Annotated in this window: 19 protein-coding genes; 5 read left to right on the top strand and 14 right to left on the bottom strand. The window is 56.3% G+C overall.

Translation table 11 applies throughout. From position 1 onward, the window contains the following. Positions 1-6: 6 nt before the first annotated feature. The 14 genes from EL361_RS00735 to EL361_RS00670 all read right to left on the bottom strand — a co-directional run bounded on the left by EL361_RS00735 (position 7) and on the right by EL361_RS00670 (position 12,737). Positions 7-519 (bottom strand): 4Fe-4S dicluster domain-containing protein, encoded by a 513-nt coding sequence (locus tag EL361_RS00735; RefSeq protein WP_126375676.1) that lies wholly within the window; start codon positions 517-519, stop codon positions 7-9. Between the two features lie 290 nt (positions 520-809). Beyond that, entirely contained in the window at positions 810-2,240 is a 1,431-nt protein-coding gene (locus tag EL361_RS00730) for an NADH-quinone oxidoreductase subunit N (protein WP_232034834.1), read from the bottom strand. 50 nt (positions 2,241-2,290) lie between these two features. Beyond that, positions 2,291-3,838, bottom strand: coding sequence for a complex I subunit 4 family protein (locus EL361_RS00725; protein WP_126375675.1), 1,548 nt, complete (start codon positions 3,836-3,838; stop codon positions 2,291-2,293). A 24-nt stretch (positions 3,839-3,862) separates the two neighbouring features. After that, positions 3,863-5,695: a Na(+)/H(+) antiporter subunit D gene (locus EL361_RS00720; protein WP_126375674.1), complete on the bottom strand. Its 1,833-nt coding sequence runs from the start codon at positions 5,693-5,695 to the stop codon at positions 3,863-3,865. After that, positions 5,679-5,939 (bottom strand): hypothetical protein, encoded by a 261-nt coding sequence (locus EL361_RS00715; protein WP_126375673.1) that lies wholly within the window; start codon positions 5,937-5,939, stop codon positions 5,679-5,681. Before EL361_RS00715 ends, EL361_RS00720 begins: the two co-directional genes overlap by 17 nt. Before the next feature lie 3 nt (positions 5,940-5,942). Then, entirely contained in the window at positions 5,943-7,436 is a 1,494-nt protein-coding gene (locus EL361_RS00710) for a monovalent cation/H+ antiporter subunit D family protein (protein ID WP_126375672.1), read from the bottom strand. A 3-nt stretch (positions 7,437-7,439) separates the two neighbouring features. Beyond that, positions 7,440-7,748 (bottom strand): NADH-quinone oxidoreductase subunit NuoK, encoded by a 309-nt coding sequence (nuoK, locus tag EL361_RS00705; RefSeq protein WP_126375671.1) that lies wholly within the window; start codon positions 7,746-7,748, stop codon positions 7,440-7,442. Then, a complete protein-coding gene (locus EL361_RS00700; RefSeq protein ID WP_126375670.1) occupies positions 7,745-8,263 on the bottom strand; it encodes an NADH-quinone oxidoreductase subunit J family protein in 519 nt (172 codons plus the stop codon). Before EL361_RS00700 ends, nuoK begins: the two co-directional genes overlap by 4 nt. 61 nt (positions 8,264-8,324) lie before the next feature. After that, complete coding sequence (locus EL361_RS00695; protein WP_126375669.1) at positions 8,325-8,936, bottom strand: 4Fe-4S binding protein; 612 nt, start codon at positions 8,934-8,936, stop codon at positions 8,325-8,327. A 55-nt stretch (positions 8,937-8,991) separates the two neighbouring features. After that, positions 8,992-10,005 carry an NADH-quinone oxidoreductase subunit NuoH gene (nuoH, locus tag EL361_RS00690; protein ID WP_126375668.1) on the bottom strand — a complete coding sequence of 338 codons (1,014 nt, stop codon included), beginning with the start codon at positions 10,003-10,005 and terminating at the stop codon, positions 8,992-8,994. Then, the gene (locus EL361_RS00685) at positions 10,002-11,168 is read right to left on the bottom strand and encodes an NADH-quinone oxidoreductase subunit D (protein WP_126375667.1); all 1,167 of its coding nucleotides are present in this window, start codon (positions 11,166-11,168) and stop codon (positions 10,002-10,004) included. Before EL361_RS00685 ends, nuoH begins: the two co-directional genes overlap by 4 nt. Positions 11,169-11,230: 62 nt before the next feature. Next, positions 11,231-11,842, bottom strand: coding sequence for an NADH-quinone oxidoreductase subunit C (locus EL361_RS00680; protein ID WP_126375666.1), 612 nt, complete (start codon positions 11,840-11,842; stop codon positions 11,231-11,233). A gap of 11 nt (positions 11,843-11,853) precedes the next feature. Further along, complete coding sequence (locus tag EL361_RS00675; RefSeq protein ID WP_126375665.1) at positions 11,854-12,378, bottom strand: NADH-quinone oxidoreductase subunit B; 525 nt, start codon at positions 12,376-12,378, stop codon at positions 11,854-11,856. After that, entirely contained in the window at positions 12,354-12,737 is a 384-nt protein-coding gene (locus EL361_RS00670) for an NADH-quinone oxidoreductase subunit A (protein WP_126375664.1), read from the bottom strand. Before EL361_RS00670 ends, EL361_RS00675 begins: the two co-directional genes overlap by 25 nt. A gap of 695 nt (positions 12,738-13,432) precedes the next feature. Between EL361_RS00670 and EL361_RS00665 the strand changes: the two genes are divergently transcribed. From EL361_RS00665 to EL361_RS00645, 5 genes are all read left to right on the top strand, one after another. Further along, positions 13,433-15,514, top strand: a complete 2,082-nt coding sequence (locus EL361_RS00665; RefSeq protein ID WP_126375663.1) for a molybdopterin-dependent oxidoreductase — start codon at positions 13,433-13,435, stop codon at positions 15,512-15,514. A 140-nt stretch (positions 15,515-15,654) separates the two neighbouring features. Then, positions 15,655-16,443 (top strand): DUF3108 domain-containing protein, encoded by a 789-nt coding sequence (locus EL361_RS00660; protein ID WP_126375662.1) that lies wholly within the window; start codon positions 15,655-15,657, stop codon positions 16,441-16,443. Between the two features lie 112 nt (positions 16,444-16,555). Beyond that, the gene (locus EL361_RS00655) at positions 16,556-18,796 is read left to right on the top strand and encodes an EAL domain-containing protein (RefSeq protein ID WP_126375661.1); all 2,241 of its coding nucleotides are present in this window, start codon (positions 16,556-16,558) and stop codon (positions 18,794-18,796) included. 204 nt (positions 18,797-19,000) lie between these two features. After that, positions 19,001-19,822 (top strand): OmpA/MotB family protein, encoded by an 822-nt coding sequence (locus tag EL361_RS00650; RefSeq protein ID WP_172961569.1) that lies wholly within the window; start codon positions 19,001-19,003, stop codon positions 19,820-19,822. Beyond that, the gene (locus EL361_RS00645; RefSeq protein ID WP_126375659.1) at positions 19,819-20,700 is read left to right on the top strand and encodes a motility protein A; all 882 of its coding nucleotides are present in this window, start codon (positions 19,819-19,821) and stop codon (positions 20,698-20,700) included. Before EL361_RS00650 ends, EL361_RS00645 begins: the two co-directional genes overlap by 4 nt. Positions 20,701-20,760: the final 60 nt, after the last annotated feature.

The following is a 20,760-nucleotide window of genomic DNA, read 5'->3' as shown; positions in this document are numbered from 1 at the left end:
TGGCGTTCACTTGAGCGCCTTTTTCATCAGAATCTTCTGCCCGTGCTCTTCCCGGGTCTTCTTGCTCCGTGTATTGGGCGCAACAAACTCCAGAGCCTGGGTTGTGCAGGCAGTCACACAGGCCGGGCGCTTTCCTTCGTCCACACGGTCCATGCACAGATCGCACTTCATGACCGTACCCTGGGAATCATCCCACTGAGGCACGTCCCAAGGACAGGCAATGATGCAAGCCTTGCAGCCAACACACAACTCGCGATCCACATAAACGATACCATCCGACTTGCGTCGGATCATCGCCCCTGTAGGGCACGCGGCAACACACCAGGGCTGTTCGCAATGAAAGCACGGCATGAACAGATTCATGATCTTCGGCTTGCCTGCTCTGTTGAGCGGTCCAACCGTCACCATCTGCCCGAGCCTTGCTCCAATGGGCACTCTGTTCTTCTGCTTGCAATGCACCTCACAGGCATTGCAGCTGATGCATCTGTCCTGGTTTGTTCTGATGAGATATTTGCTCACGGAACTCTTCCTCCAGCTTCACTTGGCCTAACACCCGAATCGGGCATACGACTCGATCATGAACACAATACACACGCATGTGCGCCATGCGTCCAACAAAACTCAATCCTTGTGAAAAAAATAATTTGAATGGCTATTCCCTTTACCCTAGCCTCCTTGAGAAACCGAGAGACGAGAAGCTTACCACACAATCTGTTTTACAGACAACACTCAGTGCCTAGAGTATGGCTCACAAAAAAGGCCGCCCCCGAAGGGGCGGCCTGTCTCGTCTTCATGCAAGGCAGAGAAGGTTACGGCAAGAGCTGAACCCCAGCGGCCTTGGCAAGGCTGAATACCGGAGCAGGGATGGCACCCAGCAGCAGAATCACTGCGGCCAGCACCGTGCCCCAGACAACATTCATCCCACCGACGTCCATGGGCTCCAGCTGACGCTTGTCCACAGGTTCGACGGTGTAGGCATGTCTCACCAACCCCAGATAGTAGTAGATGGCAATGGCCGTGTTCACCGCTGCGACAATCACGAACCAGTTGTAACCATGGTCCCAGGCACTGGTCAGCAGGAACAGCTTGCCAATGAAGCCCGCAGTGGGGGGCAGCCCCACCAGGGCAAAGGCAGACACAGCCAGAATCAGCGCCATATATGGTGAACGCTTGTAGAGACCGTCCAGGTCATCCAGAGTCACGTTCTCACCCTTGGGAGAGATCTTACAGATGACCCAGAAGCAGGTCAGGTTCATCAGGATGTACACGAGGCTGTAAAAGGCTGCCGCAGCCAGGCCTTTAGGCGTTCCGGCAACCAGACCGAGCATCACATACCCGGCGTGCGAAACACTTGAGAAACCCAGGATACGCTTTACATCACGCTGAACCAGGGCAGAGAGGTTACCAAAGGTCATGGACGCTGCACCGAGCACCGCAAAGATCATGGTGACCTCTGTATGCGGAGTCAGAATTGCGGCCAAGCGAATCAGGACAACCACAGCACCCAGCTTAGGCAGAGTCGCCACATACGCGGCAGTCTCGTTGCTGGCTCCCTGATACACATCCGGGCACCAGAAATGGAAGGGGAACAATGCCAGCTTGTAGAACATGCCCGCAAGGAACATGGACAGCCCGATGACAGCCATGGGATTGGTCGCAAAATGCCAATCCAGGCCACTGAGCATCGACAGATAGCTGGTGTGCTGAGACGACAGGATGAAGGACAATCCATACAGAGAGACGGCCGTAGCCACTGCACCAAACAGGATGTACTTGATACCCGCCTCTGCGGCCTGCTTATCACGGGCTCGCACAGGGATCACGGCATACAGGGCATAGGAGGAAATCTCCAACGCCACGAAGATCGTGATCAACTCCACTGAGGAGGACAGGAACTGCAGCCCCATGGCTGAGAACGCCAGGAACAGGAAATAATCCGTTTCCTTGTTGGCATCCAGAGTGGACTGCTGCCTGGCGTTGAGCGTAGCAATAAAGAAGCCCACGGCAATGGCCAGCTTGAAGAACTGCGAGAGCATATCTATCTTGTAGGCATTGTGGAACAGCATGCCTTCTGCGGACAGCGAGGCAACGGACACACCGATACCTATCGCCGCAGCAACTGGAACCCAGAATCCGTCATTGCGCAGGACCTGGGACTTGCTGATGCTCTGGAAAAAGAGCATCAGCACCAGCACAATCTGGAACAGCTCGGGCAGGAATAAGTTTACACTGATCGACACTTGTACTTTCTCCTGTTTACGCTACTTCGCGTGGTCGAACGGTTTCCCGCCTAATTCTCCGCCACTGCCACCGGCAGTTCGGGGGCGTAGTCCGCAAGGCTCTTGTCTTCCATCTGGACCTGAACGACGTCAGTACGGAAGTCACCAAGGAGCTTCTCCAGGGATGGGTCGATGACCTTCATGCACAGCCCCGGAGCCAATCCGATGTAAAACACCAGAATAGCCAGCGGTGTCAGATAGGCCCACTCGCGAGGAGTGAGGTCATACCAATGACCATGTCCACCTTCAGGTGACGCCGGTTGCCCCCAGGCCATTTTCAGACCCAGACGTAGCATATAGGCTGCGGCAATCATGGCACCCGGGATGGAGATGGCACCGATCCAGGGATCGAAAGCAAAGGCTCCGAACAGCACCAGGGCTTCGCCCACGAAACTGTTGGTTCCTGGGAATCCAAAGCTGGCCAGAGCAAACAGGCCAAAGAAACCCATATAGGCCGGGAGATACTTACCCAAGCCCATGTTATCCGCCATCTCACGACTGTGGCTGCGCTCATAGACCGCACCCACGAGCATGAACAGCGCGCCTGTAACGATTCCGTGGTTGAGCATCTGCATGATGGCGCCTTCCACGCCCCGCAGATTGAAGAGGAAGATACCCAGCGTCACGAATCCCATGTGGGACACAGACGAATAGGCAATCAGCTTCTTGATGTCGCTCTGCCCCAGTGCCGTAAGACCACCATAGATGATACCTGCCAAGGAGACGGCAATCATCAGTGGTGCAAAGTACTGGCTGGCCAACGGAGTGATGGGCAGACAGAACCTCAGGAACCCGTATGTCCCCATCTTCAGCAGGATGGACGCCAGATACACCGAGCCTGCGCTCGGAGCCTGAACGTGCGCTGCAGGAAGCCAGGTATGGAACGGGAACATCGGCACCTTGATGGCGAAAGCCAGGGCCATGGCCCCGAAGACCCAGCACTGGAACTCGAAGCCGTATCCCCTGTGCATCAGTTCGGGAATGGAGAAGGTCCCGGTTTGGTAGTACAGAGCGATAATGGCCACCAGAAGCAGCGTGGAACCGGCCAAAGTGTACAGGAAGAACTTGATGGAAGCGTAGCGCCTCTCAGGCCCGCCCCAGACTGCAATAAGCAGATACATGGGCACGAGCATGGCTTCCCAGAAGATGTAGAACAGTACGAAATCCATGGCCACAAAGACGCCCACACAAGCTGACGTCATGAGCATCAGGCAGATGTGGAATTCCTTGATCCGTTTGGAAATGTACGTCCATGAGCACATGGTACACAGGGGCAGAAGGATCACCGTCAACAGGATCATGAACAGGCTGATGCCGTCCAAACCCAGATAGTAGTTGAGGTTCCACTCCGGCACCCAGGGCACCTTTTCAACAAACTGCATCTTGGCCGTGCCCAACTCAAAACCCAGGAGCGGGGCTGCCAACAGCATTTCGCAAAAACCAATAACCAGCGTATACCAACGGATCATCTTCTCAGTCTTGTACAGCAACAACGGAAGTGTAGCCGCCAGCGGGAAGAAGATGAGGGTCGTCAGAACCGGATAACCTGCGTCAATCATACCTTCTGCTCCGTTCGTCGCGGCCTATGCCGTAAACCAGATGAGGGCGAAGATGCCAAGCCCCAGGAGAACCGCAAAAGCGAGATAATCCTGAAGCGCGCCGGTCTGGGCCTTGGCGGTGGTGCGGCCAATGCCGCGCACCGTGTAGGCGGAGCCGTCGACGACTCCGTCAATGGCTCTCCGGTCAAAGATGCTTGCGCCCTTGGCGAAGCCCATCAGCCACTTGAGACCCACCACGCGGTAGACCGAAGTCCATACGCCGTCGATGGCGGCCAACGGCAGGCTGATCAGCCTGCGCACCATGTTGCCAATCACGCGGTACAGGAAGTCAAAGTCCAGGTTCCGCGAGGGATGAGGCTTGATGATGTTGCGAACGTTATAGAAAGCGATGCCCGTGAAGCCCAGGAGCAGGACCGAAGCCAGGACGTGGCCCGTGGTCCAGGGCACGTAACCGACATCGAATCCAGCCAAGATCTGGCTGGGCTCGGGTACACCATGACCACCCACGACTTCGTAAGGCAGCAGGTTGTACAGCAGACCAGGGAAAATACCCTGCAGCAGACACAGGCCAGCGCCCATGAACATCGCAATGTACATGTTGGTCGGGATGGGCTTGATCTTGCGGGTCTTGTCCACCGGCTTTCCACCCCAGAAGGCGAAGTACGGCAGCTTGATACCCACAGAAAGGAACGTACCCACGGCTGCGACCTCCATGCCCAGAGCCAACCAGGTGTGATGCGCCTGGGCAGCACCCGTGATGGTCATGGTCTTGGAGATGAATCCGTTGAACAGCGGCATTCCCGAGATGGAAAGCCCTGCCACGACATAGCAGATCATGACCCATGGCATGCGTGCAGCCAGGCCGCCCAACTCCGAGAGTTTGGCAGTTCCGCAGGCGTACAGCAGCGTACCCGTGGTCATGAACAACAGGCCTTTATACAGGATATGGGCGTAGGCGTGGGCACATGCACCGTTCATGGTCATGGCCGTCCCGATACCCACACCCGCCACCATGTATCCCACCTGGGACACGATGTGGTAGGACAGAATCCTGCGGGCGTTGTTCTCGATGGTAGCGTAAAAAACACCGTACAGCGCCATCACCACACCAGCCACAGCCAGAACCTCCCAGCCGCCGAAGGCGCGCGCAAGGACGTAGACCGCAGTCTTGGTGGTAAAGGCACTCATGAACACCGAACCGGTGACGGAACCTTCGGGATACGCATCAGGCAGCCAGGCGTGCAGAGGCACGACCGCAGCGTTGACACAGAAGCCCAGCATGATCAGCCAGTCGTAGTAATTGGCGTTCATGGGATCGATGGCGGTGAAGGCAAAGGATCCGATATCGCCGTAGCGCAGCAACAGGCCGGCCAGCAGAAGCAGACCGCCCAATGTGTGGAACGCGAAGTATCGGAAGCCCGCGCGGGTACTGACATCGCTCAGGTTCAGCCAGACCAGGAAGGTCGAGGCCACGCTCATCAGTTCCCAGAAGATGAACAGGGTCAGATAATCCCCTGCGAAAACACAGCCGAATGCCCCACCAACATAGAGTGATGCAGCAATGTGCTGGTATTTATCTTTCAGGTGCAGAGCAAAGATGAACCCGATGAGCCCCTGCACGGCAAAGACGTGCGCGAAGATCACGGACAGCTTGTCCACGCGACCGAGTGTCAGATCAACACCCAGATAATTGAACTGCCAATAGGACCCCGAGTCCATCCCCAGCACCGCGGCGATGGCGATCAGCGGCGGAAACAGGATCAGCCATTTCCAGCCCCGGGCCTTCCACATGGGCAGAATCAAGGCCACCGCGAGGAACCCGATCATGGGATGAAGAAAGCTACTTGTCGCGGTCATAATAATCCTCGGGCTTCTTCAAGATGGGGAAGATGATCTTTTTAAGGACGATGGTCATGACCACCGCCAGGACCCAGCCGAAGCCAGCCCAGAACACATAGAGTTCGTCCAGGCCGAAGTGTGGATGATGGTTGTGCATCAGAGCGCCCACCACGGCCAGCGCACCGAGTACGCTGAACAGGAGATTCCTCCATGCCTTGGCCTTGGTCGTCTGCCATTCCAACCAGTTCCCTAACCTACTCATCGGCTAGTACCCCCCAAACACGTTGATGAATTGGAAGAATGTCTCAGGATACAGCCCCAGGAACACGGAGATGGCTGCGGTCAAACACAGCGGAATCACCATGGTCTTGGGGGCTTCCCGCACGTCATCCAGACTACCCTCCGAAGAAGGCTTGCCAAAGAAGGCCTGGATGGTGATCGGCACAAAATAGGCAACGTTCAGGATGGTCGAAGCCAGGAGTGCGCAAAGCAGGATAACCCGGTTGATCTCTACGGCACCGTTGACCATATACCACTTGGAAACGAACCCGCAGACCGGCGGAACGCCGATCATCGACAGGGAGGCGATGGCGAAGGCCCCGAAAGTCCAGGGCATTTTCCAACCGTATCCACCCATCAGGCTGATCTTTTTATTGTGCGTGGCGACATAGATAGCGCCAGCAGCCATAAACAATGTGATTTTGGAGAAGGCGTGATGCGCGATGTGCACCAATCCACCCTTGACCGCCAACGGAGTGAGCATGGTCACACCGATGATGATGTAGGAAAGCTGACTGACCGTGGAATAGGCCAACCGGGCTTTCAGATCATCTTTGGTCATGGCGATAAGCGATGCCGCTACAATGGTGAAGGCCGCCAGATACGCCGTTGGAATTCCAAGGAACAGGCTATCCATGACGTCCACGCCGAATCCAGAAAGGACAACGCGGGAGACGCTGAACACACCGGCCTTCACAACTGCCACTGCGTGCAGCAGAGCCGAGACCGGAGTCGGTGCGACCATGGCCGAGGGCAGCCAGTTATGGAAAGGCATCAGGGCTGCCTTGGCCAGACCTGCGATGTACAACACGTAGGTAATGGTGACCATCACCGGATTCTCTGCGACCACATGGGCCGGGAACATGCCGTGTACAACATCATTCAGGTTGAAGTCCAAGGTGCCGCAAAGCACGTAGGTCAAGACCATGGCGGGCAGCAGGAACAATTTGGATGTTCCCATCAAATACACGAAGTACTTGCGCGCGCCACTAAAGGCCTCGTCATCCTGATGATGTGCAACCAGCGGATACGTGAAGACCGAGATGACTTCGTAGAACAGGTACAAGGTAAACACGTTGGCACTCATGGCCACGCCCACCGCACCAAAGATGGCAACGGCGAAGCAGAAGTAGTAGCGAGTCTGGGCATGTTCATCCAGGCTGCGCATGTAGCCAATATTGTAGCTGGTGACCCAGAACCACAGGAATGTGGCGATGAGACCAAAGATCATGGTCAGGCCGTCGGCGCAGAGCTTGACATGAATGCCCGGCAGCAACGTGAACATGGTCAGGGTCTTGACCTCTCCGGCCAACACGCCGGGCACAAAGCTCAGCATGCCTATAAAGGCCAGGGCCGCTGCCACGAAGGACACGGCTTCCCGCTGGTTCTCGTTGCGCCGGAAGACCCAAATCAAAAATGGGGCGACGAACGTAATGACCAAGGGGATGAGGAGTTGCAGACTTTCTGGTTGAGCGGTCATGTCCTACCCCTTGAGTTCCGAGATTTCATCAGTGGCACCGGTGCCGAAGCGCTTGACCACCACCAGAATGATGGCCAGGACCAAGGTCGCCTCAGCGGCGGCCAATCCCATGATCAGAAGCGTGGTCAGCTGGCCCTGAACGGCCGGGGCTGGCGTCAACTGTCCGGCGGCAACAATGGCCAATCCGGCTCCGTTGAGCATCAACTCAACACAGATCAGCATCCCCACCAGAGATTTGCGATACATGATGCCGAACAGCCCGATGCCGAACAGCGCAATGGCAACAAGCTGGTACAAGACGAGCGGTGTCATCCTTGCTTCCTCCTCTCCCATCCGAGCAGGACAGCGCCTGCCATGGCGATGAGCAGCACCACAGAGATCAGTTCGAAAGCCAACACGAAATCTTCCAGCAATCCCTTGCCGAGGTAGGCAATGCCGACCTCAACGGGCTGCCCCGTGGTGACCTGGGGCACGTTCAACACCATGGCCCCGAGGACCACGGCAGGGAACAGCCCGCCCAAAAGTGCAAACAACAGCTTGCGTCCACCGGCCTTCCTCATGCCTTCCTCACTGCCCGAGGGGCCTTTCGTGAGCATGATGGCGAAGAAGATCAGAATCACAACCGCTCCCACGTAGATGAGCAATTGCATGAATGCGATAAACGCTGCGTTCATGAGCAGATACATCCCGGCGACCCCAAACAGGGTCAGGATGAGACCGACCATTGCCCGGACGAGGCTCTTGGCGAGCACCGCCATGAATCCGCCCAGCAGGATGGCCACTGCGTACAAGGCGAACAGGATCTTGGCGACGACTAAGTATTCCATCGGCTACCGGCCCTCTCTTCCATGTTGCGCGCCGGAGCTGCCCGGCGCTTGAAGCTCAAATCTATGCCTCCGCCTGCTCGGCGGTTTCCTTTTCCACAGCCTTGGGGGCCTTCTTGGGTGCAGGAGCGGGCATCTTGGCCGCCCGTTCCTTCAAGTCGGCCAACAGGTCGTACTCAAAATCCTTCCTGCTGTAGCCCGCGAGATAACTGTCATTGGAATACTCGATGGACTTCACCGGGCAGACTTCAACACAGGTACCGCAGAGGCTGCAGAGGTTGAAATCAAGGGTCCACTTGACCGGCGTCTTGGGCGCCTTGGCCTTGGGTGGAGCCTGTTTCGCGGGCTGGGCCGCATCGGGCATATCCTTGGGAGCTGCGGCTTCGGGAATGGGGTCTTCCTTGGGCGGCTTCATCTTGACGACCTTGATGCAGCTCGACGGACAGCTTGTGACGCAGAGCATGCAACAGATGCACTTGGCGACATCCGGCTGCTTGGGCTTACCCACCAATTGCACATGTCCCTTGAACGTGGAGATGTTATCCACGGTCTGACGCGGGTAATGCGTGGTGATCTGCGGCTTGATGTAGTTCTTACCCGTGACCTTGAGACCGACGACCAGGCTCCATTGCCTTTTGACGGTTTCCCAAAATGTCAGCTTTTTCCGTTCTTTCATTGTCCGGTACCCTCGTTTGTATCGGGTTGGCCTGCCCTTGCGGGCCGGGCCTGTCCTACATCATCGGCAAATTCAGCCCAATGACCTTGATGTACACGGCAGTGGCCAGCAGATTGATGATGGCCAGGGGAATCAGCCACTTCCAGGCGATGTTCAACAACTGGTCGAAACGTACGCGCGGATAGGTCCAACGGAACCACATCATGGCGAAGATCAGGGCATAAACCTTGATCAGGAACCACCAGGGTCCGTCCATCACCGGGCCTTTCCAACCACCCAGGAACAAGGCAGTGGCAACACCACTGACCACGATCATGTTGGCGTATTCAGCCAGGAAGAACAGGCCAAAGCCCATGCCCGAATATTCGGTATGGAACCCGGCGGTCAGTTCACTCTCGGCCTCGGGAAGGTCAAAGGGTGCGCGATTGGTCTCGGCCAGCGCACAGATAAAGTAAATCAGGAAGGCGAAGGGCTGCATGGCCCCCAGCCACAACCAGGGCCAGCTGCCCTGACTTTCCACGATGGTCGAAAGATTCATCGTGCCAGTCATCATGACCACTGCCAGAAGCGAGAGCAGCATGGGAATCTCATAAGCCACGGACTGTGCTACCGCACGAGCGGCGCCAAGGAGCGACCACTTGTTATTGGAACTCCAGCCAGCGAGACACAATGAGAGCACGCCAAGCCCGGCAAAAGCCAGAATCAGCAGGATACCCAGATTGACCTCATGGGCAACAATCACGTCACCCCAAGGAATGGGCAACAAGGTGACAAATACCGGCAAAAACGCCAGGAACGGAGCTGCCCAAAACAGAATTCTGTCCGCACCCTTGGGCATGAACAACTGTTTCGCAATCAGCTTCACGGCATCGGCCACGGTTTGCAGCAGACCGTGAGGACCGACTTCAAACGGACCGGGCCGCCGCTGGAAATGTCCGGCAACCTTGCGCTCCATCCAAACCAACAACACCGCGTTCAGCCCCACAAAGGCGGCCAGACCAACCAGTCCGATCGCGATATGGAGCAGTTCCACGGGGATTCCACCCAATGCTTTGCTGAGTTCGTTCATCGGTCGATCTCCGGGATAACCAGGTCAATACTTCCCAGGATGGACACGGCGTCCGCCAGGATGGTTCCGGTCGCCAGTTCGGCGAACAGGGACAGGTTGCAGTAACCGGGAGCCCGCAGCTTGATGCGGTACGGCGTCTTGCTGCCATCGCTGGCAACATGGATGCCGATTTTGCCGCGCGCACCTTCGGTGGCCATGTAGACCTCACCAGCCGGAGCCTTATAGGTCGGCTTGGGGGCCTTCTTGACGATGTGCTTGCCTTCGGCCTTGTCGATCTGATCCAGGGCCTGCTCGATGATGCGCAAGCTCTGCTCCATCTCCTCCACACGCACCAGATAGCGGGCGAAAGCATCGCCTTCCTGATGCACGGGAACGTCAAAATCAAAACGGTCATAGACCGAATAGGGCTCATTCTTGCGACAGTCGTAGTTGATGCCGGAACCTCGGGCCACCGGACCAGTCGCTCCGTAGCGAATGGCCATGTCCTTATCGATGACGCCGATATTCTCCACTCGGCCACGCAGGATGACGTTGTCGGTGACAAGGTCCTTGTACATGGGCCACCGCTCGCGCTGATACTTGACCCAATCCCGGATGCTTTCCAGCACTGCAGGGGACAGATCCTTGAGCACCCCGCCAAAGCGGTGGTAGCAGTAGGTCAGCCGTGATCCGGTGGGATCCTGCATGATATCCAGCATGATCTCGCGATCCGCAAAGGCGTACATGATGGGCGTGAAGGCTCCGAGATCCAGCAGATACGCTCCCCACCACAGAAGGTGCGAAGATATCCTGTTCATTTCGGTCATGATCACACGGATGTACTCAGCCCTCTCGGGCACTTCAATGCCCCCGAGCTTTTCCACGGCCATGACATATGTGTGGGCCCAGCCCATGGCATGCAGGTAGTCCACCCGCCCCATATTGGGCAGGAACTGCCAATAGGTCTTGGTCTCGCCCATCTTCTCGTGCATCCGATGGATGTAGCCCAGTACCGGCTCGGCGCGCTTAATGTACTCGCCGTCGAGCTCGCACACCACACGAAGCACACCGTGGGTGGACGGATGCTGAGGCCCCATGTTGATGACCATGGTGTCATCGTCCGGGCCTCTCTCGAAATGCCTGCAATAGGCATCTCCAAGAATCTGATCGTCAAATTTGAGCATGGCGCATTCCCGTTTTGGGAGTTTACGGCCTTGCAACCGCTCCCGGTCGCAGGTCCCGTTATCTACTCCGCCTCTTCCTCGGCGGCGGCTTCCCCTTCGGCTTTCGCAGCGGCTTCTGCCTCTGCTGCTGCCGCGGCTTCTGCCGCAGCGGCCTCGGCCTTGACGGCCGCAAGCTTCTCCTCAAGCTGCTCGACCATGGGATGGTCTCCAGCGCAGGAATCCAACTCCGTAAACCGGAACAGATCCAGCATGGGCTGCCGCTTCTTTTCCGGCTTGACCAGGGGCTTCTCTTCCATGTCCTCAGGCAAAAGCAGCCGCGAAGGGTTAGGATTGCCCTTGAAAATCACCGGGTAGAAGTCCATGCATTCGCGCTCATGCCACTCCGCACCCTGATAGATATCGGCAATGGATGGCACGATGGGGTCTTCTCTATCCGCAATCACCCGGACCGTTATGCGTCCGGGTGAGTCGAAGCTATCGAAGTGGTAGAGGACGAGGAACCCTTCCTCTACGTCGAGGCAGGTCACGTCCTCAAGAAAGTAGCCTTGTTTGTAAAATCTCCTCACCGCAGCCTTGATCCAGGCGGGGGTGATGAACAGGCTGGTATTCTCACCTGTCACAGTAAAGTCGCATGTTGCGATACAGGCCGTTGGCAGGCCTTCGAGCCACTGCATGTCTCGTCCTCCTAGCCTTTGTCCGGCTCAGGCCACCAACGGCGGCCGGTGATCTTTTCCTGCAGCTTGAACAACCCTTCGAGCAACCCTTCCGGACGCGGCGGGCAACCGGGGACGTAAACGTCCACGGGGATCAGCTGGTCAACACCTTCGATAATGCCGTACTGCCCCTTGAATTTGAACGGGCCGCCGGAGATGGCACAGTTACCCATGGCAATGACATACTTGGGCGCAGGCATCTGCTCATACAAGCGGACAACAGCCGGAGCCATCTTCTTGGATACAGTTCCGGCAACGATCATCAGGTCTGCCTGACGCGGTGAAGGCCGAAAAACCTCAGCCCCGAACCGTGAGATATCGAAGCGGGCCATACCCACGGACATCATTTCAATGGCGCAGCAGGCCAGACCAAAGGTCATAGGCCACAGCGACATTGCCCGACAGACATCCAGAGCCTTGCCCACAAGCTCCAAGTTGACCATCGGGTCGTCTTGGGTCGTTACGGCTTCTCTTATTGAGAAATCTTGCGCGGCCATTCAAAAACTCCCTTCTTCCAGAAATAAACACATCCCAACCCGAGCACGACGATGAAGATCAACGTCTTGACGAACGGCCACCAACCCGCTGAGAACGGATAGTAGGCTGCTACCGGAAAGAGGTAGAGAACGTCGACATCGAAAGCGAGGAATAAGAGGGCGTAGATCCAGTAGTTGATGCCAAACCGGATCCAAGAAGTCTGGCCGTGCGGCTTCATGCCACACTCATAGGGTTCGTAATGATCCCCACCCCGTACCCGGGGAGCCAAAAGAACAGAGCCGATGATCGGTCCTGCGCCAAAGACGATGGCCAACAGCAGTGCCAGCACAATCGCAACGTTCAGCCAAGTGAAAACCATATGCCTCGTCCTCCTTATAGGTTGAGGCGCTCTGCATGATCGGCCGAATGGGAGAAAAATCCTTTCCGGCGTCCTACATCAAGCCTGAAACACAGGCATTTTTCAAATCTGAGGCTAGTCATCCGAAGCATATTTGGACACAATGTGTCAAGTCGTTAAATTTTTCGAGGCGCTTTTCACATACAGCCACCCCATATCAATATTATGCACTATCAGTGTTGCATTACCGCATCCCGGTTCTGCTCGCGGCATATATCCTAGTCACAGAGTCGTAGACTGTTTGCGTATTCAAACACCGCTCTCACCCCTTACACAACGTGACTTTTACTATTCATCCTCTTACACGAACTATGGCTCCACTCCGTGCCGAAGAGCCCTGAGCGGCGTACACTCTCAAGCGGGCAGGTTCATTATTTTTGAAAAATTTACCAATTCCCCCTCTGTGAGGAGGAAACAAACGATAGAATCAAAGGGATGCCCAATCATGACGAGCAACTGAGCATAATGCGCCAAGTGATAACAAGCCCTTTTCTTATTCGTTCTTTTATTCACAAAAGTATGATGTTTCATTGCAACAGCCGCCAAGTCGCGCTAAATATAGTCTGAGCTGGATCAAGCCGCTTGTTCGGCATCCGCTTTTTTCTGTAATTAACGCGGAACATTCCGCATCATTTTGAAAAGAGGGAGAAGCAACCATGGGCAAGGATACCGTATACAGCGTCTGCGGAATGTGTTCCGTCCGCTGTCCCATCATGGTCGAGGTGGAAAACGGGGACGTGTCCTTCATCCAGGGCAACCCCCACGACGCCGGCATGAAAGGCGGCCTTTGCCCCCGAGGTGCGGCAGGCTACGCTTTGCTGCATGACAGTGAACGCCCGCAATACCCCATGATACGCGAGGGCGAACGAGGCGAGGGCAAATGGCGCCGCGCAACGTGGGATGAAGCACTGGATTACGTCGCTGACAAACTAAAAGCCATCATGGCAGAGTATGGCCCTCAATCTGTCTTGTGGTCCGACCGTGGCGGTCCATTCCCCGACCTGCACAAAGCCTTCATGCGCGGCATTGGCTCCCCAAACTATTGCAACCACGATGCCGCCTGCGCACGCAACGTCCTGCACGCGGCAAAATCCGTGATGGGCAAAGGGCGCAAGGCCGTGGGCTATGACCTCAAGAATTGCAAACACCTCGTACTCCAGACCCGCAACCTCTTCGAGGCCGTCAACGTCAAGGAAGTCAATGGAGCCCTGGACGGCTTAGCCGCTGGAGGCAAGCTTTCCGTCATCGACATCCGGGCCACGGTTTCCGCCTCCAAGGCAAACAACTTCTTCATGCTGCGTCCAGGCACGGACTACGCTTTCAACCTGGCCGTCATCAACACGTTGCTCTCCAAAGGCTGGTACGACAAAAAATATGCCGAGCGGTTCATCAAGGATCTCGACGCACTCCAAAGCTTTGTCGCTCCCTACACCCCCGAATGGGCAGAGGGCGAAACCGGCATCCCGGCGGCTGAAATCGAAAAACTCTGCAAACAACTCAAGCAGGCCGCTCCGGCAGTAATCTGGCATCCAGGCTGGATGGTGGCCCGCTATTCCGACTCGTTCTACATCTGCCGCACCGCGTACCTGATCAACGCCCTGATGGGTTCCATCGGCGCCAAGGGTGGTCTGCCGTTCGTCAACACCCCCGGCGACTTCGGTCACAAGGGTTTGAAGGCCTTCTCGGACCTCTACCCCAAACCCGAGGAAAAACGCGCGGACGGTTGCGGCTGGAAGCTCAAGCATATCGACGCGGGTCCCGGCCTGATCAACAAGGCATACGACGCCATCGAATCTGCTGATCCATACCCGGTCAAGGCCTACATCATCCATCGCCATGACCCGTTGCATGCCATGCCCGACCAGCCGCGCATCAAGGAGATGTGGAAACATCTGGACCTGATCGTGGCCAACACCTTCAGCTGGTCCGATTCTTCCTGGTACGCCGATGTCGTCCTGCCCATGAGCACATACCTGGAACGCGAATCCCCCCTGGCCACAAAAAAGGGTCTGAAGACCTTCTTCTTCCGCCGCGCACGCGCCGTGGAGCCCATTTATGATACCCGGGCAGATTGGGAAATTCTCGCCGGTCTGAGCAAAAGACTGGGCATCGACAAGCTGGCCTTCGAATCCGCTGAGGAAATGTGGAACTACCAGTTGGAGCCCACGGGCTTCTCCGTGGAAGACTTCGACGCCACAGGGCAGATCTGGTTGGCAGACAAGCCCAAGTACCGCGAGTGGGACGAATATTCCTTTGGCACCCCCTCGGGCAAAATCGAGGTCATTTGCGACAAATTGGAAGATATGGGCCTGCCCTCTCTCAAGCCTTACGTCACTCCCGAGACTCCGCCCGAGGGTCGCTTCCGCGTCGCTTTTGGTCGTTGCGCCCTGCATACCCAGGGACACACCGTGAACAACCCGGTGCTCAACGAGCAGATGCCCATCAACCCGGTCTGGATCAATACGGCTCGGGCCGAAGAATTGGGCATCAAGGACGGTGACGAGGTGGAGGTTTCCAACGCAGGCTATGCAGCCAAGACCAAGGCCTTTGTCACGGACTTCATTCATCCGGAAGCCGCCTTCATGATCCACGGATTTGGCCATCGCATCCCGGCGGAGACCCGCTCTTCAAAGGGTATCGCCGATCAGGAACTGATGACTGGCGGACTGGAAAAGCTTGATGCCGCAGGTGGTGGCATCGCCATGCAGGAGCATTTCATCTCCGTGCAAAAAGCCTAACCCTTCCCGGCTCCAACCTCTCCCATCAACGGGCACGCCTCTGGCGTGTCCGTTATTTTGTGATTTGCACTTCAACCCTCCCCAAGGGTATAATCCCTCCGACTGCCCATCCACTTCCGACGCAAAGGACCACAAGAAACATGCCACGCCTGATTGCCCTGCTCAGCCTGTTCATCTGTCTTTGTGCACCGCCCGCTCAAGCCGGGACAGACATCCCATTCTGTCCGGGTGAAAAGCTGACCTATCGCCTGAGTTGGGAAGCCATCCCCGCAGGGCAGGCAAGCATCGAGGTCATGCCGTACACCAAGGTGAACCAGCAGCAGGCCAGACATTTCAGAATGACTGCAAATACGAACAGTTTTGCGGATGTCTTTTACAAGGTCCGCGACCAGGTGGATTCCTATACCAATACCGAGATGACAAAATCCCTGCATTACGTTCAGAAACAACGCGAAGGATCCTATAAACGCGACATCACCGTACGTTTCTTCTGGGACAGAGGCCGAGCGCAATATTCCAACATTATCAACGGCCCCAAGAAACCCATCATCATCCTTCCCGGCACCTTTGACCCCCTGTCGATTTTCTATGCCTTCCGTCTGATGGACATCCACGAGGGAGCATCCGTCACCCGGCCAGTCACCGACGGCGTGAAATGTGTAATCGGTGGAGCACAGGTCGTCGGACGGGAAACCATCACAGTCCCGGCGGGCACCTTTGACACCTTTCTCGTGCAGCCCGATCTGCAACACGTGGGAGGAGTCTTCAAGAAAAGCAAAAAAGCCAAGCTCCAGATCTGGGTGACGGCGGATAAACGCCTGATTCCAGTCAGAATCTCCAGCAAAGTGGTGGTTGGCCGCTTTTTCGCAGACCTCCTGGAAACCCGAATTCCCGAGGATTGCCCTCAAGAACCCACTGATATATTTTAATAATTAAATAATTATAGCTCAACAAGTTGTAGCTTCCCGTTCTGTTTTCTGCTATCTGCGAGTTGGAACAAGCACTTAGACCTCTTTCACGGATAATCCAAAGTACAACTCAATGAGCACCCTGCCCCCGTCCATTCTCATTGTAGACGATGAATACCTCACCCTGAAACTGGTTGAGAGTGATCTTAGTAATAGTGGGTATGGCGTCAGCACTGCCAGCAGTGGACAGCAAGCTCTGGAAATGGCCTGCAACTGCCCTCCGGATCTTATCCTGCTGGATGCCGCCATGCCGGGCATGGATGGCTTCGAGACCTGCCGCTTGCTCAAGCAGCAGGACACCCTCTCCTCCATTCCAGTCCTGTTCCTTTCCGCCAATGACGACTCACAGTCCAAGGTCAGAGCCTTTGAGGCCGGGGCTGTGGATTATGTTCCCAAGCCTTTTGAAATGACTGAGCTCCTGGTCCGCATCAAGACCCACCTGACCATCCGCGATCAGGAAGAGATGATCCGGCTCTACACCAAACACCTTGAAGAAATGGTCGATCAACGGGCCAAAAAATTATCCGAAGCCCAGGACGAACTTGCCCGTGACTTCGATATTCAGAGGACCCTCAAGAAGCTCATGGAGCTTTCGCTGTGCGAGAATACGCTGAACGAAACCCTGGAGCAGGCGCTTGGCACAATCCTGAGGGTTGAATGGCTCACCCAAAGGCCCAGCGGAGCTATCTTTCTGACCAATGGCAACACCGACACCCTGAGTATGGCCGTGCATGCCCAACTCCCGCTGGACACCTTGCGCCAATGCGCAACTGTTCCCTCCGGCGCCTGTGTCTGTGGTCGGGCAGCCGAACTTCGCACTATCCAGATCAGTCCTACCGGCAGTACCGCACATCATCGTCCATGCCCCGGACTGAAGGACCACGCAAACATCAGCATCCCCATCAGCATGGAAGACCGGCTGCTGGGCGTATTGACTATCGTCATGGACGCTCCCAGAGAACTTGACGACAAGGAACGCCAGTTTTTAAGCGGTGTTGCGGACGTGCTGGCGGCCCTGATCCGGCAGAAACGAACCGAAGCCGATCTGCGTCTGCATGCCTACTCCGACGTTCTCACCGGCCTGGCCAATCGCACCAGCCTGATCGAGTGGCTGAGCGAAACCTTGGCAGCAAAACGACCAGCAACGGTCTTCACGCTGAATCTGGACAAATTTCATATCATCAATGACGGACTTGGCCACGGCATGGGCGACCAGCTGCTCTGGGCCTTTGCCTCCAAGCTTTCCGACTTCCGCGCTGGCAACGTCATCGTGACCCGGCTTGGCGGAGACGAGTTTGCCCTGGGCCTGTCCGGCAACACTGACCAGCAATCAGCACTGAGCTTTGCCAAGGCCGTACAGAAGACCATGGCCGAACCACTGAGCGTAGCAGGTCAAAGCTTCTACATGACCGCCTGCGTGGGCATTTCCCGAGGCAGAGCTGGTGCGGACCCGCATGACACCCTGCGCGATGCACACATCGCCCTGCACCTGGCCAAACGCCAGGGGCCAGGCAGCATCTCCGTCTTCGATCCCATCATGCACGAGCGCGCAGGCAAGGTCATGCGCACGGCTACGGACCTGCGCAAGGCCCTGCTCAAAGACGAATTCATTATCCACTATCAACCCATCGTGGCCCTTGCGACCCGCAAGGTCATCGGAGCCGAAGCTCTGGTTCGCTGGAACCATCCGGTACGGGGTCTGATCCCCCCGGACGAATTCATCCCCGTGGCCGAAGACACCGGACAGATCGGGCTGCTTGGAGAATGGGTCCTGCGTAACGCCTGCAAACGCTACCATGAACTGGCCAAGCGGGCTGACCACGAGCACTTCATGCTGGCCGTCAATATCTCAGGACTGCAGCTGAGCAAAAGAGGCCTTGTCAGCCAGGTGGAAGACGTTCTCCAAAAGACCGGTGTGCCTCCACAACTGCTCAAACTGGAAATCACCGAGACCGCAGCCATGGGCAACGTGGAAAAGACCATACCAAAGCTGAGTCGACTGCGGGATTTGGGCGTGCGCCTGGCCATTGATGATTTCGGCACTGGCTACTCTTCGCTCTCCTATCTGCACAGTTTCCCCATCGACACCATCAAAATCGATCAATCTTTTGTGGGCGGCATGGCACCGGACAACGAAAACATGGAAATCGTTCGTACTGTACTGACCCTTGCCGATGTGCTGGGCATGGATGTTGTCGCCGAGGGAGTTGAAACCGAGGAGCAAGCCGCCCTGCTGAATTCCATGGGCTGTCGGAGAGGACAGGGCTACCTGTTTTCAAGACCTCTACCCTTTGAGGACTTCGGCCCCTTCTAGGATCATCTTTTCCAGGCACCATCCCATTTCCCCGACACTCTTGTCGCAGGATCACCCGGACACTGACCAGCACCTCCTGCTGACGCCCTTCTTGACATCCCACCCGGTTTGGTTGAACCGATAATGGTGTACGAATTGCAAACAGTAATCCGTACCGTCGGCGGATTGACTTCCGTCGGCTCTTTATCGGGGGGAAAATCTGACATGATTGGAAAGGACAACGGCACCCCATCCGGTGCTCCCACACAGCCTGCTCCGAACTCCAAACCAAGCAGACGACCGTGGCTGGAAGACCTGTCACAACACGACGACATGCCTAAATTCCATTGGTCCGTTCCCTGGTCGGACCTGATGATGACCATGTTCGTACTGTTCACGGTGCTCTTCGTCTACGCCAGCGCCAAAGTGGACTACCTGAAGGCCTTCAGGGGACATGTGGAATTCGAAAACGTGGAGCAGGTCTCCGAAGTGGGAACTCGCGCGGGGGAAGTCACGGCCTACGAAAAACACATCCCCGGCATCCTCCCGGATGTAGGACCGCATCAGTTGTATGAAATGATGTCCGCTGCCGTCACCGAATCCGGTCTCAAGGATGTCACCATGGAGCTGGAGGGCGACACCATTCGAATCAGCATGCACGGCCCCATGCTTTTTGATCGTTTCAGTGCCGACCTGAATCCCGAAGCAGATCCTTTCCTGAGAACAGTGGCTGGCATTGTTGCCAAGGCGCGCTACAACGTGACCATCCATGGTCATACGGACACCACTCCCGTTCACACTCCGCAATTCGATACCAACTGGGAACTGTCAACAAAACGGGCGGTCAATGTCGCCCGCCGTCTTCTGGCCACAGCCCGCATCAACCCCGGTCAGATCACTGCTGCCGGCCACTCCATGTACAAACCCAGAGTTCCCAATCTCTCCCCTGACGGCAAACTGCGCAATCGCCGGGTGGAAATTGAACTGAAACGGCCAGAGGCTCCGCTTCCGCCCCAGACCAGCCCGACTCAAGGAGACTTGCAATGACCCGCTCCAACATCATCGGCATCGCGATCTGCGCCATCATTTTCATCAGCGCGTTCCTCATTACCGGCAATGGGCTCGCCTACCTGAATCTTGAAGCTTTCATGGTCGTCATTTCTGGCACCTTCGGAGCCGCTCTGCTGTCCTATCCTTTTGATCATTTGAAAACGTCATATTTCGTTGCCAAAGGCGCCTATACAAACCCCGGGCCCGACCCGGATTCGGTCATTGGCGTTCTATTGGATACAGCCATCCGTTCACGGCTGGATGGGCTGATGAACCTGGAAAAAACAGCTGAGACGACAACCCTGCACTTTCTGCGCGATGCCCTGAGCATGCTGGCCGATAACTATCCCGAGAACGAAATCAGAGACATTCTCAGTTCGGAAATCCACTTCTTCAGAACCCGACGAATGCAGCAGGAACGAGTCTTCCGCTCCATGGCCACGTACGCCCCTGCCTTCGGACTGGCGGGTTCCGTCATCGGTCTGATCGGCTTGCTCACTGGGTTGGGAGACACGGGTGAAGTCCTGCGCTATATCCCCATCGCCCTGATTTCCACCCTCTACGGTATCCTCTTTGGCAATTTCATACTTGCGCCGGTGGCTGAAAACATCCGTGGCAAAACCGATCGTGAAGTGCTGGTGCAGCAGTTGATCATCGAAGGAGTCAGCGCCATCAAGACCGAGGCCAATCCTCACATCCTTGAAAAGCGACTGATTTCGTTCCTGACTCCGGCGGCGCGCCGCGACACTCATGACACCTTTGCTGAAATGCGCAAGAAATACGTCAAGATCGCTCAACAACGGCGCCAAGCCGAGGAAGCATCGACAACAGGAACAGCCAGCGGTGCAAGTGCCAATGCGCAGACCAGACGTTAACAACAGACTTGTCCCCACAAACTCAGAAGCGCCCCGGCATGAACTGCCGGGGCGCTTCTG

Source organism: Desulfovibrio ferrophilus, from assembly GCF_003966735.1.
Taxonomy (GTDB): Bacteria; Desulfobacterota; Desulfovibrionia; order Desulfovibrionales; family Desulfovibrionaceae; genus Desulfovibrio_Q; species Desulfovibrio_Q ferrophilus.
This window is presented reverse-complemented; position numbering and strand designations above follow the sequence as displayed.

What these genes read in the sequence shown, in the direction of transcription:
- EL361_RS00695 (WP_126375669.1), bottom strand. Translation starts at nt 8,936, where the DNA reads ATGAAAGAACGGAAAAAGCTGACATTTTGGGAAACCGTCAAAAGGCAA.
- EL361_RS00720 (WP_126375674.1), bottom strand. Translation starts at nt 5,695, where the DNA reads ATGACCGCGACAAGTAGCTTTCTTCATCCCATGATCGGGTTCCTCGCG.
- EL361_RS00685 (WP_126375667.1), bottom strand. Translation starts at nt 11,168, where the DNA reads ATGCTCAAATTTGACGATCAGATTCTTGGAGATGCCTATTGCAGGCAT.
- EL361_RS00710 (WP_126375672.1), bottom strand. Translation starts at nt 7,436, where the DNA reads ATGACCGCTCAACCAGAAAGTCTGCAACTCCTCATCCCCTTGGTCATT.
- nuoH (WP_126375668.1), bottom strand. Translation starts at nt 10,005, where the DNA reads ATGAACGAACTCAGCAAAGCATTGGGTGGAATCCCCGTGGAACTGCTC.
- EL361_RS00660 (WP_126375662.1), top strand. Translation starts at nt 15,655, where the DNA reads ATGCCACGCCTGATTGCCCTGCTCAGCCTGTTCATCTGTCTTTGTGCA.
- EL361_RS00670 (WP_126375664.1), bottom strand. Translation starts at nt 12,737, where the DNA reads ATGGTTTTCACTTGGCTGAACGTTGCGATTGTGCTGGCACTGCTGTTG.
- EL361_RS00700 (WP_126375670.1), bottom strand. Translation starts at nt 8,263, where the DNA reads ATGGAATACTTAGTCGTCGCCAAGATCCTGTTCGCCTTGTACGCAGTG.
- EL361_RS00650 (WP_172961569.1), top strand. Translation starts at nt 19,001, where the DNA reads ATGATTGGAAAGGACAACGGCACCCCATCCGGTGCTCCCACACAGCCT.
- EL361_RS00645 (WP_126375659.1), top strand. Translation starts at nt 19,819, where the DNA reads ATGACCCGCTCCAACATCATCGGCATCGCGATCTGCGCCATCATTTTC.
- EL361_RS00725 (WP_126375675.1), bottom strand. Translation starts at nt 3,838, where the DNA reads ATGATTGACGCAGGTTATCCGGTTCTGACGACCCTCATCTTCTTCCCG.
- EL361_RS00675 (WP_126375665.1), bottom strand. Translation starts at nt 12,378, where the DNA reads ATGGCCGCGCAAGATTTCTCAATAAGAGAAGCCGTAACGACCCAAGAC.
- EL361_RS00655 (WP_126375661.1), top strand. Translation starts at nt 16,556, where the DNA reads ATGAGCACCCTGCCCCCGTCCATTCTCATTGTAGACGATGAATACCTC.
- EL361_RS00665 (WP_126375663.1), top strand. Translation starts at nt 13,433, where the DNA reads ATGGGCAAGGATACCGTATACAGCGTCTGCGGAATGTGTTCCGTCCGC.
- nuoK (WP_126375671.1), bottom strand. Translation starts at nt 7,748, where the DNA reads ATGACACCGCTCGTCTTGTACCAGCTTGTTGCCATTGCGCTGTTCGGC.
- EL361_RS00715 (WP_126375673.1), bottom strand. Translation starts at nt 5,939, where the DNA reads ATGAGTAGGTTAGGGAACTGGTTGGAATGGCAGACGACCAAGGCCAAG.
- EL361_RS00680 (WP_126375666.1), bottom strand. Translation starts at nt 11,842, where the DNA reads ATGCAGTGGCTCGAAGGCCTGCCAACGGCCTGTATCGCAACATGCGAC.